At 68.7% G+C, this 15,483-nt stretch carries 12 protein-coding genes; 1 reads left to right on the forward strand and 11 read right to left on the reverse strand.

All coding sequences use genetic code 11. The annotated features are described in order from the left end of the window. Positions 1-5 precede the first annotated feature (5 nt). From JF781_RS19515 to JF781_RS19545, 7 genes are all read right to left on the reverse strand, one after another. Positions 6-650, reverse strand: coding sequence for a TetR/AcrR family transcriptional regulator (locus JF781_RS19515; protein ID WP_225329236.1), 645 nt, complete (start codon positions 648-650; stop codon positions 6-8). Between the two features lie 109 nt (positions 651-759). Beyond that, a complete protein-coding gene (locus JF781_RS19520) occupies positions 760-1,743 on the reverse strand; it encodes an oxygenase MpaB family protein (protein ID WP_225329237.1) in 984 nt (327 codons plus the stop codon). 31 nt (positions 1,744-1,774) lie between these two features. Next, positions 1,775-2,665, reverse strand: coding sequence for an oxygenase MpaB family protein (locus tag JF781_RS19525; RefSeq protein ID WP_225329238.1), 891 nt, complete (start codon positions 2,663-2,665; stop codon positions 1,775-1,777). A 250-nt stretch (positions 2,666-2,915) separates the two neighbouring features. Continuing rightward, complete coding sequence (locus JF781_RS19530) at positions 2,916-5,024, reverse strand: substrate-binding domain-containing protein (protein ID WP_225329239.1); 2,109 nt, start codon at positions 5,022-5,024, stop codon at positions 2,916-2,918. Between the two features lie 103 nt (positions 5,025-5,127). Further along, positions 5,128-7,332: a malate synthase G gene (locus JF781_RS19535; RefSeq protein ID WP_225329240.1), complete on the reverse strand. Its 2,205-nt coding sequence runs from the start codon at positions 7,330-7,332 to the stop codon at positions 5,128-5,130. Between the two features lie 312 nt (positions 7,333-7,644). Then, positions 7,645-8,685 carry a hemolysin family protein gene (locus JF781_RS19540; RefSeq protein ID WP_225329241.1) on the reverse strand — a complete coding sequence of 347 codons (1,041 nt, stop codon included), beginning with the start codon at positions 8,683-8,685 and terminating at the stop codon, positions 7,645-7,647. After that, complete coding sequence (locus JF781_RS19545; protein ID WP_225329242.1) at positions 8,682-10,052, reverse strand: hemolysin family protein; 1,371 nt, start codon at positions 10,050-10,052, stop codon at positions 8,682-8,684. Before JF781_RS19545 ends, JF781_RS19540 begins: the two co-directional genes overlap by 4 nt. 307 nt (positions 10,053-10,359) lie before the next feature. On the opposite strand from JF781_RS19545, the gene JF781_RS19550 reads away from it, so the two are divergent. Continuing rightward, positions 10,360-10,992 carry a GNAT family N-acetyltransferase gene (locus tag JF781_RS19550; RefSeq protein WP_225329243.1) on the forward strand — a complete coding sequence of 211 codons (633 nt, stop codon included), beginning with the start codon at positions 10,360-10,362 and terminating at the stop codon, positions 10,990-10,992. Here JF781_RS19550 and mbtN read toward each other — a convergent pair. Genes mbtN through JF781_RS19570 form a run of 4 tightly spaced genes read right to left on the reverse strand, consistent with a single transcriptional unit; the run spans position 10,950 to position 15,444 of the window. Further along, positions 10,950-12,134 (reverse strand): mycobactin biosynthesis acyl-ACP dehydrogenase MbtN, encoded by a 1,185-nt coding sequence (mbtN, locus tag JF781_RS19555; protein ID WP_225329244.1) that lies wholly within the window; start codon positions 12,132-12,134, stop codon positions 10,950-10,952. The genes JF781_RS19550 and mbtN overlap by 43 nt on opposite strands. Next, on the reverse strand, positions 12,135-13,703 hold the full coding sequence (mbtM, locus tag JF781_RS19560) for a long-chain-fatty acid--ACP ligase MbtM (protein ID WP_225329245.1): 1,569 nt from the start codon (positions 13,701-13,703) through the stop codon (positions 12,135-12,137). It abuts the gene before it with no gap. Then, positions 13,696-13,950: an acyl carrier protein gene (locus tag JF781_RS19565; protein ID WP_225329246.1), complete on the reverse strand. Its 255-nt coding sequence runs from the start codon at positions 13,948-13,950 to the stop codon at positions 13,696-13,698. The genes mbtM and JF781_RS19565 overlap by 8 nt, the downstream gene beginning before the upstream one ends. 57 nt (positions 13,951-14,007) lie before the next feature. Then, positions 14,008-15,444, reverse strand: coding sequence for a GuaB1 family IMP dehydrogenase-related protein (locus tag JF781_RS19570; RefSeq protein ID WP_225329248.1), 1,437 nt, complete (start codon positions 15,442-15,444; stop codon positions 14,008-14,010). Between the last annotated feature and the right edge of the window lie 39 nt (positions 15,445-15,483).

A 15,483-nucleotide genomic window follows, 5' to 3' on the forward strand; every position in this document is an offset into this window, starting at 1 on the left:
CGGGATCACCCCGGCATTCGCGCCGGGGAGTGCAACGCCAGCGGCACCAGGTACCGGCGGGCGAAATCGCGGGCCTCGTTGAGGTTGTAGACCGGGATGACGGACTTCGGCGTCTTGATCAGCGAAATGATCAGCCGTCCGATCATCTCCCCGACGACCTCGGTGTCCAGGTCGGCGGCCAGTTCGCCACGCTCCTGCCAGCGGCGCAGCCACGTCGCGATGTAGCCGCGAGTCATGGCGATCAGGTTCTCGTCGGTCAGGTAGGCGGTCAACTCCCCGGCGGCGGGCGATTCGCGGATGCTTCGCGTCAGCAGCTTGGGGGCGGAGGCCTCGTGAACGAACGCGGCGAAGACTTCGGCGATCCCTTCTTCCGGTGATCCCGCGCGACCCGCGACCTCGGAAACCAGCGTGCTCAGCCGCAGCGATTCGTCCATGATGGTCAGCCGCACCAGGTTTCGCTTGTGCCGGAACCGGCGGTAGACGGTGGCGACGCCGACACCGGCGGTGTCGGCGATGTCTTGCATGGTGGTGTTGGAGAATCCGCGCTCGGTGAAGCAGGTGCGCGCGGCGGTGACGATCGAGCGGGCGGTCGGATCGAGGGCGGCCAAACCGTCGGGCAGCGCGCCGAGCAGCATCGCGGGGTCTACCATCTGCCCTCCAGCCGATTGGGGTATCGCGGCAATTCTGCGCTCACTCAGCCTATTCATCCGCATTCGCGCCGTTGCGGTCCGCTGCCATCGCTTCAGCGATCGCGCCGGATCAATTCCGGTCGGGCGCCGCGAAGGAGTCCAACAGCACGGAACGGTAGCGGTCCCGGAGCCGCTCGTATCGGTAGCGGTTGTAGGCCAAGGGTTCCAGCGTGAGCCGGCGCGGCAGCCATCGCCAGCCCATCTGCAACGCCGCGACGTAGACGACGAACTCCGCCTGCTCGCGGGCGCCCCACCGCACCCCGAGCAGCCGGCGCATCTTGGGATGGGCCACGGCGGCCGAACATACGACCACCGGACGCGATGCGAGCGTGGTCAGCACCGGCCAGACCAATTGCAGCACGGGCCGAATCTGCCGGGAAACCAACAACTTCGGGATCGGTGGGGCGACGAAGCTGCGATTGGCGAATTGCAGAAACTCGTTGTCGGCCAAGTCTTTTGCCGCGACTGTATCGTAATGCTCCAGCATGTCGTGCAAGGTCGCCGGCAGCTTCCCCTGCTTGCTGGGCAGCTCCAGGAACTGCAATTCCGAGCGCAGCGTCTGATAGACGACCTCCTTTTCGGCCAGGGTAAGGCGACGCCCGCACACCCGCAGATAACCCTGATACAAAAGGTTGAGACCACTCACGGCCACCCAGGTCCACACCTCGGGATTGAGCGCGCTGTAGCGGGTGTCGCTGAACGAGTCCTTCCCCGTCCCGCGCACGTCGCGGTGCAACCGTTTGAGATCGGCCCGCGACGCCTGCACGTCCGAGCTGTCGCCGAAGGCGGCGAGGGCGGTGAACGCGGCGCTGCGGATCCCACGGTCGGTGAAGTTGTCGGCAAAGCGTCCGCTGCGGTCCACTGCGGCCGCGATTTCGCGATGCGCCACCTGGTCGAGGGCCAGGCGGCCAAACGCCGCCGCCAACGGCGACCCCGCGAACCACCTGACATCGTCGGCCAACGCGCGATGCGCGGAATTCCATTCCGCTTCGGGCGGTACGAACGTCGCAGCGGAAGCGTTGCCGCGTCGCTCGATTCGGCTTGTCGTCGTCATACCGTTCCTCCTTGTGCGCGTCGGTCTGTCGTCACACGACGGTTGCCCCGATCCGGTGCCGCAGACGCATGTCCCACACCACCGCGTGCACGCCGAGGCGCGTCAAGAACCGCGGCGTGAACAGGTCCAACACCCCGAAGACGCGCTGCCAGCGGTCGAATCGGCGTTGTTGCGCGTCCGACCAACCGAACCCGAGCTTTTCGCGCAGCTGCGGCGGCAGGTATCCCAGCGTCATGAAGAGATTCCATCCGCCGAACAGCGCCGAAATCGGGGCGGGCAGGAAATCCAGGCGCGCGATGCCGATCAGGTAGCTGCGCATGCGATCGTCGAAATCGAGCCGATCGAGTTGCTCCTGCCAGTACCGGTCGGCGGCCTGCCGGTCGGCAGGCCACATTTCGGGCGGCACCTGCAAGGTGGTGGCGAACACCGACGCCGCCTGGTGCACGGTTTCGGGGTCGCGCCGGGAACGGCCGCCCCGCAGCCTTCGGGTGTCCTCGAAGACCGCGGCCATGCAGGAGGCAACCCAGAGCTGTAACTCCGGATCGAAGGCGTTGTAGCGCACCGGGCTTTGCGGGCCGGAGCGCACCTCGACGTGTGCGGCGTTGACGGCCTCCCGGTACACCCGACGATCCTGCGCGTTGCCGGCGATGGCCACCGCGATGTAGGTGAAGGTGGTGCGGGCCCGTTTGAACGGATGCTTGTACAGGTTGCCGCTGTCGACCTTGCTCTCCATCACGCCATAGGCCACACCGGAATTCGCCAGCTGCATCACCACATTCGCCGCGCCGTAGGCGGGGGACAGCCACGGCGACATCTCCTCGGCGAGAAACGACGTGTCGGCCGAATCCGTGTCCGCCCGCCGGGCGCGCCGCTCGATCCGGGCCTGCGGGTCCTCCGGATCGGTGGGCAGGGGGTGGGCCATGGTGCGCCTTCCTGGGTTGGCCAACAGCTCAACGAGATTCGGCGGTCTTTGCGGTGCGTCTTCCTAGATCAACGTTGATAGAAAGAACGGTTCGTTCTATCACGAGTGTGGCACAACCGGCCGCGATCGGATAGGTGGCGGCGGGAATTTCCGGGTTTTCCGCCGACGATGCCGTCGGGCTCGGGGGATCACGCCGGCGTATCCATCGCCGGCCGGCTGCGGCGCGCGATGGCGCCGGCCGCCCGCGTCGTCAGCTCAAGAAGGCGTTGATCGCCGTCGCGAGCTCGGGGGACGCCGATGTCGCGATGTTCTGATAGCTGCCGCCGCTGAGCTGGGCGACCGCTTCCCAGGTGGATCGGTCCGGATCGGCACCGAAGTTGATGACGTTCACCGCGATCGGCTTGGCCGGATCGGCGCTCTTGCGGATGAAATCCTGTAGCCCCGGGCCGTCCAGGGATTGGTCGGTGTGCGGCCCGGCGGTGATCACGAGAAGCGAATTGGCTTGGCCCGCACGGTAATTGGCCTGCATGTCTTGGTAGATCATGCGCAGCGTGGTGAATGACACCGCACCGCCACCCGACGAGTACTGCTTGTCCAGCGCGGCCGACAGAGCCGCCGAGCGCGGCTGCCCGTTAACGGTATCGGCCAGCGGCCCACTCGCCACCTCGGAGCGGCCCTCGTGACCGTCGAAAGTCCACAGGCCGACGACGGCGGTGGGGGGCAGGGCCTTGATCCTGTCCTGCAGCGCCGCGATGACGTTTGCCAGCCGGGACTTTGCGCCTTCCTGGCCGGGCATCGACTGGTCAAGCATGATGGTCGTGGCCTGTCCGGCCGACGGGGCGGCCATGGCCTCGGCAAGCGTGGCGCGCATCGGGTCATCGCCGATCGACAGCGTGGACGGCAGCGCCGGGAAGGCGGTCACCGGGCTGCTCGGGGTTTTGACCCCGTTGACCCGGAAGCCCGCCTTCGCCAGCTTCGCCAGCTGATCGGGCTTGTGCATGAAGCGGGAGAATTCGCTGGCCGCCGTGGCCTGTTCGCGGGTAAGCCACGAACCGCTGAGCAGCACGGTGGGGTAGTCGGCCACCGGCGCGGGCCCCGGCGGAAGCCAGGACGCCAGGGCGCTCTTGGCGTCCTGCAGCGATTGGCCGCGCTGGAACAGCTGCTGTTCGGTGGTGATCACCGCGTGCACCGGCGCGGTCGCCGCGTCGCCGGGCTTCAGCAGCGTGTTCATCGCCTCGGTCAGCGAGCTGTCGGCGAGTTTGGGTTGTGCGCTCAACAGGGTGCGCACCGCGCCGGTGCCCTGCGTCACCGGGGCGCCGGGCGGCACCGACGCGGCCGCCACCGCCTCACCGGCGAGAAACGATGCGTCCCCGTTGCCGCCCGTCGGCAGCGCCAGTCGCAGCGATCCCCAGGCGGGTAAGTTCAACGCGGCCAACGCATTCGGGTTGGTTTGCAGCCCGGGCAGTGCCGCCCAGTTCTGCTTGGCGAGGGCCGGTGCCAGTTCGGGGCGCACGGCAAGCACCACCGGGGAGCTGACCAGTGAATGGCTCTCGCTGATCGTCTTCTGAGCCGTGGCTCCCGCGAGCCGTGCGGCGGAGATCGAGCTGCCGGGGATCCACAGCGCCGGCTGGCCGCCCAGTTCGGCGGGCCACTTGCCGATGAAGCCGTTGAGCACGGCGTCGGAGTCGGCGGGTTTGACGTTGACCACCATGCAGCGGTCGCCGACCGGCCCCGCCGATTTGTTGTAGCTTTCCGCGAATTCCTGGACGGCCGTGGCGATCGACGGGTCCGCGACGACGGCGACGGTCTCTTGACCGCCCACGCAGCGGCCGGCCGCGTTGTGCGATCGCTTGGACAGCACGTCGCCGAAGAAGCTCCACAGGATCACCGACCCCACCACGACGACGACGGCGATCAGCGCGACGATCACACCGATGCTGACGCCCCGCCGCCCGCCCTCGCTCCGATGGCCGCCCCGCCAGTCGGTCAGCCCCCGATGCCCGCCCCGGAACAGCGACGGCGAGGCGGCCGGCGGCTCCGCACTCGACGGGGCGGGCTGCCGCGGCGGAAACTCCGGGTACTCGTCGGCCGTGCTGTCGGCGAACGCGTCGCCCGCGGCGTACGGCTCGTCGTCGGCGTAGGGCTCCTCGTCGTCGGCGTAGTGACGTTCGTCCGAGTAGTAATCCTCGTCCGCAAAGTCGTCGGCGTCCGAGTAGTAATCCTCGTCCGCCGCCTCGCCGGCGCCGGCATCCCGCCGCTGATGTCCTGCGTCGTCACCTCGGGACGGCTCGTCGACCGCGTCGTCGCGAGAAGGCTCGTCGAGGGAGTCGTCAGGGTCGGGCGCACTGTGCCTACCCATAGCAGTGCCCGCGGCCTTTCCGTCGATCCATCCGAATGAACTCGCCGCCGATCTTAGTCATCCGCGGCACTATTACACGTGCGAACCCGAATTGAGCGCAGGCTCAATTCGACTGCGCGGCGCGCGCCTTGGCCTCGCGCCGACGACGGTGCAGGATCGGCTCGGTGTAGCCGTTGGGCTGCTGCGTTCCGGTCAGGATGAGGTCCTGCGCCGCCAGGAATGCCACGCTGTCGTCGAAGTTGGGCGCCATCGGCAAATACGCCGCATCCTTGGCGTTTTGCTCGTCCACCAGCGGGGCCATTCGCTCGAGGCTGGCCCGCACGTCCTCCTCGGTGATCACACCGTGGCGCAGCCAGTTGGCCAGCAGCTGGCTCGAAATCCGCAGCGTCGCACGGTCTTCCATGAGCGCCACGTCGTGGATGTCGGGCACCTTCGAGCAGCCGACGCCCTGCGCGACCCAGCGCACCACGTAACCGAGGATGGACTGGCAGTTGTTGTCGACCTCCTCGCGGATCTCCTCGGAAGCCCACGCCAATTCCTTGGCCAGCGGGATGGTCAGCAACTCGTCGATGTTGGTGCGCTTCCTGCCCGCCAGCTCCTCCTGCACGGCACCCACGTCGACGTAGTGGTAATGCATCGCGTGCAGGGTGGCCGCCGTCGGCGAGGGCACCCACGCGGTGGTCGCGCCGGCCTTCGGCTGGCCGATCTTCTGCTCGACCATGTCGGCCATCAGTTCGGTCATCGCCCACATGCCCTTACCGATCTGCGCCTTGCCCTTGAAGCCGGCGGCCAGGCCGATGTCGACGTTCGCGTCCTCGTAGGCCTTGATCCAGGTGGTGCTCTTCATCGCGCCCTTGCGGATCATCGGACCGGCCTCCATCGAGGTGTGGATCTCGTCGCCGGTGCGGTCCAGGAACCCGGTGTTGATGAACACCACCCGGTCGGCCGCGGCCTTGATGCAGGCCTTGAGGTTGACGGTGGTGCGCCGCTCCTCGTCCATGATGCCGACCTTGAGGGTGCCCTGCGGCAGGCCGAGGACGTCTTCGACCCGGCTGAACAGCTCGCAGGTGAACGCGACCTCGTCGGGCCCGTGCATCTTGGGCTTGACGATGTAGATGGACCCGGTGCGGCTGTTGGCCAGCGGCCCGTTCGCGTCGCCGGTCTTGAGCCCGTGGATCGCGGTGAGGCCGGTGAACAGCGCATCCATGATGCCCTCGAACACCTCTTTTTCCTCGTCGCCGTCGCTCCACACGATCGCGTCGTTGGTCATCAGGTGTCCGACGTTGCGGACGAACATCAGGCTGCGGCCCGGCAGTGTCAGCTCGCCCTCGCCGTCGGGCGTGGAGTAGGTCCGGTCCTCGTTGAGCACCCGGGTGAAGGTCTTGCCGTCCTTGTCGACACTTTCGGACAGGTCGCCCTTGTTCAGGCCGAGCCAGTTGCGGTAGCCGAGCACCTTGTCGTCGGCGTCGACGGCGGCCACCGAGTCCTCGAAGTCCATGATCGTGGTGACGGCCGACTCCAGGACCACGTCCTTGATGCCCGCGGCGTCGGTCCTGCCGATCGGCGAGTCCGGATCAATGAGGATCTCGATGTGCAGGCCGTGATTGACCAACAGCACCGACCAGTTGGGGGAACCGAGCTCGCCGGTGTAGCCGGCGAACTTCTCCGGGTCGGCCAGGCCGACGGAGCCGTCGGCGGTCGCGACCTTCAGGCGGCCGTCCTCGACGGACAGGCCGGTCGCGTCGGACCATGAGCCGGACTCCAGCGGCGCGGCCTCGTCCAGGAACTTGCGCGCGTAGGCGATCACCTTGTCGCCGCGCACCTTGTTGTAGCTCGACCCCTTCTCGGCGCCGTCGTCTTCTCCGATGACATCTGTGCCGTACAGGGCGTCGTACAGCGAGCCCCACCGGGCGTTGGCGGCGTTCAGCGCGAAGCGGGCGTTGAGCACCGGCACCACCAGCTGGGGGCCCGCGGTCGTGGTGATCTCGTCGTCGACACCCGAGGTGGTGATCGTGAAATCCGCGGGTTCGGGCAGCAGGTAACCGATTTCGGTGAGGAACTCGCGGTAGGCGTCGATGTCGAGCGGCTCGATGACCCGCTGTCGGTGCCACTTGTCGATCTGGGCCTGCAGCTCGTCACGGCGGCGCAGCAGATCCTGGTTCTTCGGGGTGAGGTCGGTGACGACCTTGTCGACGCCCGCCCAGAAGCTGTCCGGGTCGATATCGGTGCCGGGCAAGGCCTCTTCGTTCACGAAGTCGTAAAGCACCCGGGCGACGCGCAAGTTCCCCGCCGACACGCGATCAGTCATGATTCTCCTCCGTCATGGGCCGCCCTGGACCGTCCATGGGCCGTCCATGGGCCAGAAAGGCCCAAATTAGCTATGTCATCAGCCTACCGAGCGCAGCCTGGCGAGCGTTATCCGTCGACCCGCCACAGCAGGTCAAGACACGCTGACAGCCCCAAGAATGATGCTGCGGCGGTCACCGGAATCGATGTCCAGCAACGCACATTCCGTGCGCAAGCGGCGTGCTGCCCTCCAGCGCCCTCCAGCATTTTCTTAACTGGTAGCCGTGAAAGATCATACGGGCTGCGCGCGGTCGGAACCGTCGGGCCAGTGCGGCTAGGCCTCGCGCATCGTCCCGACGAAGTCTTCGACCAGGTCTTCCATCGCCACCATCGCCACCGCGGCGCCGATCTCGTCGGTGACCAGCGCCAGGTGGCTGTTGTTGCGGCGCAGCCGCGACAACGCCTCGGCCAGCGGCAGCGACCGCGGCAGCCCCGGCAAGGGCCGCACCTTTGCCAGATCGATCACCGTCTGGGGACCGTCGTCGAGCGTCAGCACGTCCTTGATGTGCAGATAGCCGACGAAGCTGCCGTCGACGTTTGCCACGGGGAAGCGGGAGTAGCCGCTCTGGGCCAGGGCTTCCTCGACCGCGCCGACGGTGGGGCCCTTGCCCGCCGCGGCCACCGGCACCGCGCGCACCCCGGAGAGGGGCACCGCCACGTCGCCGACCACGCGGTGACGGATCTGCAGCGCCCGGGCCAGCCGGGTGCCCTCCTCCTGGTCCAACAGGCCTTCCGACGCGGACTCGGCGATCATCTCGCTCAGCTCGACGGGCGAGACCGTGATCTCCAGCTCCTCCTTGCGCTCGACGCCGAGCGCGCGCACCACCACGCTGGCGCACTTGTCGTAGAACACGATGAACGGCCGGGCCACCCGCACGTACGCCAGATACGGCGGGACGAGCAGCATCGCCGCGCGCTCCGGACCGGCCAACGCGATGTTCTTGGGCACCATCTCGCCCAGCAGCACGTGCAGCGTCACCACGATGGCCAGGGCGATCACGAACGACAACGTGTGCAGCAGCGCCGGGTGAATCGCGGTCAGCCCGAGCGCCGTTTGCAACAGGTCGGAGACCGCCGACTCACCGATCCGGCCGAGCAGCAGCGACGCGGCCGTGACGCCCAGTTGCGCGCCGGCCAGCATGGACGGCAGCTGCTCGCCGGCGCGGATCACCGCGACGGCGGCCGCCTTGCCCTGCTCGGCCAGCGCTTCGAGGCGGTCGCGCCGCGCCGAGATCAGCGAGAACTCCGCCCCGACGAAGAACGCGTTCACCGCGATCAGCAGGCACGCCAGCAGCACGCCCATGGTCTCGCTCATCGGCGTCCTTCCGCCGCGGGAATGTCGCCGTGACCGCTGAGTTCGGTCAACTCGAGCAGGTCGATACGGCGGCCGTCCATCCGGATGACCCGCGCCTGCCAGCGCGTCACCGCGTCGAGCAGCCCGTCGGCGTCCAGCCCGGGAAGCTTCACCGTTTCACCGGCCTCCGGGATGTGACCGATCTCGCGCAGCACCAACCCGCCGATCGTCTCGTAGGGTCCTTCGGGCGCCCGGAAGCCGGTGGCGGCGGCCACCTCGTCGATGCGCAACAGGCCCGACACCCGCCAGCCGGTGCCGGCGGGCACCACATCGGGAGTGGCGTCGTCGTGCTCGTCGCGGACATCGCCGACGATCTCTTCGATCAAGTCCTCGAGGGTCACCATGCCCGCGGTGCCGCCGTATTCGTCGACGACGAGCGCGGTTTGCAGGCTGCTGGCCCGGATCTCGGCCATCACCGCGTCACCGTCCAGTGTGGACGGCACCACGGCCACGGGTTGGGCCACCGTCGTCAGCAGCGTGCGGACCCGGTCGGCCCGCGGGATCGCGAACACCTGTTTGACGTGCACGATGCCGACGGTCTCGTCGAGGTCACCGTCGACGATGGGGAAGCGGGAAAACCCGGACTCGGCGGCCGCGGTCACCAGGTCGGCCACCGTGTCGTCGGTCTGCAGCGCCACGATCTTGGACCGCGGTGTCATCAGCTCCTCAGCGCTCAGGGTGCCGAACTGCAATGATCGGCGCACCAGGGCGGCTGTCGGGGCGTCCAGGGCGCCGCTGCGCGCCGACGAACGCACGAGTGACAACAGCTCTTGCGGTGACCGGGCGGACCGCAGCTCCTCGGCGGGCTCGATGCCCAGCCGGCGCACGATCCAGTTCGCCGCGCCGTTGGTCAATCGGATCGCCGGGGTCAGCAGCAGCGAGAACAGCAGCTGGGCGGCCACGACGGCGCGGGCGGTCGACAGAGGTCGCGCCACCGCCAAATATTTCGGGACTAGCTCGCCGAACACCATCGACACCGACGTCACGATCACCAGCACCAGGACGGCCATGATCGCGTCGCCGACCCTGTCGGGGATACCGAGCGCGTCCAGCCACGGGTGCGGCAGGTCCTCCACCATCGGATCGGTCAGGTAACCGGCCGCCAGCGTCGTGACGGAGATCCCGAGCTGCGCGCCCGACAACTGAAACGACAGCCGCTGATGCGCGCGGCGGATCCAGCGGTCGCGGCGGCCGCCGCCGCGGGCGTTTGCCTCGACCGCGCTGCGGTCCAGGGTGGTCAACGAGAATTCGGCGGCGACGAACACGGCGTTGCCGAAGATCAGCACCGCGATCGCCACAATGCTGATCACGGTGACGGTGACGTTCATGAATCACGCCGCCCGCGGATCGAATGTGGCGAGGCGGTGACCGGGGGAGGCTCCGCATCGGGCGGGTCGTCCGACGGCCCGTGCGCCGGCAAGCCGATGGCCTGCACGGGTGCCTGCGGCACGTCGATCCTTTCGCTGCCTGGTCGCGGGCGGACGCGGTTGCTTCCGTCTTTGCTGCCTTATGCTAGCCCGGGTTTCGGCCCTGCGGCGGCGACGCCGCCGCGACGCTGGTGCCGGCGCCGGAGGCGACCGCCGACCCGGGGCAACTACGGTATGCCTACCCTTACTCAGGTACGCTCTGCGCACTATGTCCGACGCCCCACCGGAAACGCCGTCCGTTCACATCCTGCCCCGCGAGCGCTTCGACATCGCCGACCACGTCGCACAGATCCCCCGGCCACCCACGCCCTTTCTGGATGCCCCCTTCGCGCTGCGCGTCGCGCAGCTCGCCGATGCGGACATGGTGGCCGAGTGGATGAACCAGCCGCATCTGGCCGAGGCGTGGGAGTACGACTGGCCGACGCCGCGCTGGCGGCAGCACCTGGACGCCCAACTCGGGGGCACCTACTCCCTGCCGTTGATCGGGAACGTGCGCGGCGCGGACTGCGCCTACCTCGAACTGTATTGGGGCGCAAGGGATCTCATCTCACGTTATTACGACGCCGAGCCCTACGACCTGGGGCTGCACGCCGCCATCGCCGATGTGAAGCTGGTGAACCGGGGCCTGGGCCCGATGCTGTTGCCCCGGATCGTGGCCAGCGCCTTTTCGATGGAGCCGCGGTGCCGCCGGATCATGTTCGATCCCGATCACCGCAACACCGCCGCGCGCAGGTTGTGCGAGTACGTCGGATGTGAGTTCCTCGGCGAGCACGACACGACGAACCGGCGCATGGCGCTCTACGCGCTGGAAGCCCCGGCATCGCCGACCAGGGACGCATAGCCGCTGTAATCGGGCGCCATTCCGGCGGCCACCAACTCCCACAACACCTCGTCGGTGCCGCCACCGACCCGGGCGAGCTTCATGTCGCGCCACCATTCGCCCAGCGGCGTCTCGTCGACGAGGTAACCCGCCCCGCCGAAGATGTGCATGCATTCCGAAATCACTTCCTCGCCAAGGCGGGCCGCGGTCACCTTGACTCCCGCGGCCGCGCGCAGATCCAGCCGGCCCTGCGCCGCGATGCCGTGCAGGCCATGCCGCAGCAGGTCGACGCGCGCCTGCAAATCCGCGATCCGCAGGCGCAGCGCCTGGTGTTCGAACAGCGTGTGACCGAACTGGCGTCGAGACATCATGCGGGCCAACGTGATCCCGATCGCCCGCTGGCACGACGCCGCGATCTGACCGGCGATCGACATCCGCTCGTGGGCCAGTCCCCAGCTGATGGCCGCCAGCCCGGTGCCGGCCCGCGCCACCAGGGCGTCGGCGGGAACCCAGGTATCGATGTGCACGGCGGCGGTGTCCAGCGGCCCGGCGCCAACCTTGTCGTAGGGCCGCTGCACGCTGACCTGGGCCGTCGGCACCGCGACCAGCGCGACGTTGCCGTGCCTGCTGGACGAGTCGTGGTCGACGCTGCGCGCCACCACCATGATGTGATCGGCGATGGGGGACAGCGAGACGAACTTCTTGATCCCGCGGACGTCGAAACCGCCTTCCCGAGAAGAGATCTCGGTCTCGACGATCTGCAGGTCGGAGCCGCCGGACTCCTCGGAGGCCCCGATGCACAGCACGGCCTGCCCGCGGATCGCTCGTTCGCAGATGTCCCGCAGGTAGTCCGACTTGCCGAACCGGCGCAGGACGGCGATCGCCGAGTCGTGCAGGCTGACGCCCACCCCGATGCCGGCCGAGGACAACCTGCCGAGGGCGAAGGCGAGCTCGACCAGTTTGCCGACGTCGGGCAGCGGGCCGTCGCCCCACTTCTCGCGGAAAACTCCGCGGGCGCCGAGGTGTTCGATCAGCTCACGTGGAAACCGTTGCCGCGCTTCGGCTTCCGCCGTCCAGGCCAGGACTTGCTCGTCGAACGCGTCGGTCAGCAGGTCCCGGTAGCCGTCGAGGTCGGTTGCGGTCGTCTCAGGCGTTGCCGTCACTTAATCCACCGTTTCTAGAGAGCGCCGCACTTCCAGGCGGCGCAGTTTGCCCGACGACGTTCGGGGCAACGACCCCGGGGCCATGAAGATGACGTCGGAGGGAACGACGCCGCACACGGATGCGACGCGCGCGATGACGTCGGCGCGCGCGCCCGCCTGATCTGACCCCCGGAATTCGGCGGCGACGATCAGGCCGGGGCGCGCGGAACGTTCGCCGGTGGCCAGCGCCGCCACGGCGCCTTCGCGCACGCCGCGGACCCCGGCCGCGACCATCTCGATCTCGGTCGGGAAGATGTTGCGCCCGGCGATAGTGATGAGCTCCTTGGCCCGGCCGCACACCACCAGGCCGCCGTCGGCAAAGAAGCCGAGATCGCCGGTGGGAAACCAGTTTTCGGTATCGACGCGGGCGTGGCCCAGGTAGCCGTCCATCATCGACGCGCCGCGGATCTCGATCTCACCGATGTCGCCCTGCGCGCCGTCACGCGGCGAGATCCGGATCTCGGTGCCGGGGATGGCCTCGCCCAGCACCGCGTGGCGGCGCGAGCCGGTCTCGTCGGTGACGTCGGCGAACCGTAGCCCGGTGCCCGGGGCGGGCACGCTCACCGCGCACGTCGACTCCGCCAGCCCGTAGGACGGGGTGGCCGCCCCGGCGTCGAACCCGAAGGGGCCCATCGCTTGCGCGAAGCGCTCGAATCCCTCGCAGTCGATCGGCTCCCCGCCGTTGATCGCCACCCGCACAGCGCCGAGGTCGACATCGGAGACCCGGCGGGCGTACCGGCCGACCAGGTTGTAGGCGAAGTTCGGTGCCGCGGTGATCGTCGCGCGGCTTTCCGACAGCCAGCTCAACCATCGAAACGGCGAGGCGGTGAAAGCCGATGTGGGCGCGAGCCATACCGACATGCCCCCCAACGACGACGCGAGCAAGAAGGACAGACCCATGTCGTGGTAGAGCGGCAGCCACGAGCAGCCGACGTCCGCGGGGGACACCGAGAGACGCTGATTGAGGCCGCGCAGGTTGGCCAGCACCGCGTTCGGCGACAGCGCGGCGGTCTTGGGCGAGCCGGTCGAGCCGGCCGTCCCCTGCAAGATCGCGGGATTCTCGCTGCGGGCCGGCGGATCGTTGCACGACCGGCCCGTATGCGCCACGGGCCCAACGTCTTCGATGACCATGTCGTCGTCGAGGCACGCCGGATCCAGCGATTGCAGGCCGTCCAGGTACGAGCCGTGGCTCAGGATGGTGCGCACCCCGATGCCGTCGAAGCGGGTCAGCGTCGCCTCGGCCCACCGCCGGCCCTCGGCGCCGCGCACCGGCCCGGGCAGGATCGAGACGCTCGCACCCGTCAGCCACGCGCCCGCGATGGCGGCGACGAACTCGACGGTCGGTTCGCCGACCAGCCCCACGGCGGCGGGCCGGCCCCGGTCGAGCAGCCAGGCGGCGATGCCCTCGGCCATCCCGTGCACCTCGGGCCACGGATGGCGATGCCAGGCCGAGGACTCGCGGTCGAAGACGACCAGATCGCTGCTGCTGCCGCGCATCGCGGCCGTCAGCGCCGCGGCCAGCTCACTCATCGCGGTGTTTGGCGGCGATCGCGGCCTGCAGGTCGCCGACCGTGTCGCAGTTCAACAGCTCCTCTTCCGACAGCGAGACGCCCAGCCGTTCTTCGATGGCCACCATGCCCACGGCGAAGGCCACCGAGTCCAGTCCGACGTCGTCGACCAACCTGGCGTCGGGGGTCAGGCGCGATGCGTCGACGTTGAGGTCGTCGCGCAGGATGCTCAGCAGCTCGGCGCTGACGGCAGGGGAAGAGGAGGTCATGGCGCAGTAGGTTAGCAGGCCTTATTAGGCAAGGCTAGCCTTACTGCATGCCGCGTGTCACCAACCCAGCGGTAGCGGATGCCCCTCGGCGAAGCCCGCGGTCGACTGCACCCCGACGACGACCCGTTCGTACAGTTCCGCCAGGCTCGCGGCGCCGACATAGGTGCAGGTGCTACGCACGCCCGAGGTGATGTGATCGAGCAGGTCCTCGACGCCGCCGCGGGCGGGGTCCAGCCCCATCCGCGAGGTCGAAATGCCTTCCTCGAACAGGGCTTTGCGGGCGCGGTCGAACGCCGTGTCGGCGCCGCTGCGGGCGACCACGGCCCGCTTGGACGCCATGCCGTAGCTCTCCTTGTACGGCTGGTCCTCGCGGTCGCGCATCAGGTCGCCAGGCGACTCGTAGGTGCCGGCGAACCATGACCCGATCATCACGTTGGACGCGCCTGCCGCCAGCGCCAGCGCCACATCGCGCGGATGGCGGATACCGCCGTCGGCCCACACATGCCCGCCCAATTCCCGTGCCGCCGAAGCGCATTCGACGATAGCCGAGAATTGCGGGCGCCCGACCCCGGTCATCATCCGGGTGGTGCACATCGCGCCCGGGCCCACGCCGACCTTCACGATGCTCGCCCCGGCGGCGAGCAGGTCTCGGGTGCCCTCGGCCGAGACCACGTTGCCGGCCGCCAGCGGAACGCCGAGATCGAGCGACGCGACCGTCCGGATCGCCTCGAGCGTCTTGACCTGATGCCCGTGGGCGGTGTCGATCACCAGGAGATCGATCCCGGCCTCGACCAGCGAGCGCGCCTTGGCCCCCACGTCGCCGTTGATGCCGACAGCCGCGCCCACCCGCAGGCGGCCACGCGCGTCGACGGCCGGGGTGTACAGCCCGGCGCGGATGGCGCCGGTGCGGGTCAGCACCCCGGCCAGCGTGCCGTCGGCATTGGTGACGACCGCGACACCGATCGGGGACTGCTCGAGCAGGTCGAAGATCTTGCGCGGCTCGGTGCCCACCGGGGCGGTGACGAAGTCGGTCATCGCGACGTCGCGCACCCGGGTGAAGCGGTCCACGCCCAGGTAGGACGATTCGCTCACCAGTCCCAGGGGCCGGCCCTCGAAGGCGACGACGGCGACCCCGTGCGCCCGCTTGTGGATCAGCGCCATCGCGTCGGACACCGAGTCGTCGGGCTCGAGCACCACCGGGGTGTCGAGGACCAGGTCGCGGCCCTTGACGAACTCGACCGTCTGCTCGACCGCGGTGATGGGCAGATCTTGCGGCAGGATCACGAGCCCGCCGCGGCGCGCCACCGTCTCGGCCATCCGCTTGCCGGCCACCGCGGTCATGTTGGCGACGACGACCGGAATCGTGGTGCCCGAGCCGTCCCCGGTGGACAGGTCGACGTCAAACCGCGACGCGACCTCCGAGCGGTTCGGCATGATGAAGACGTCGTTGTAGGTCAAGTCGTATCCGGGTCGGTGCCCGTCGAGAAACCTCATCGCAACCCAAGCCCCCTTACGCCCTCCAGTGTGACCCGG

Source organism: Mycobacterium sp. WUMAC-067, assembly GCF_020217485.1.
GTDB lineage: Bacteria > Actinomycetota > Actinomycetes > Mycobacteriales > Mycobacteriaceae > Mycobacterium.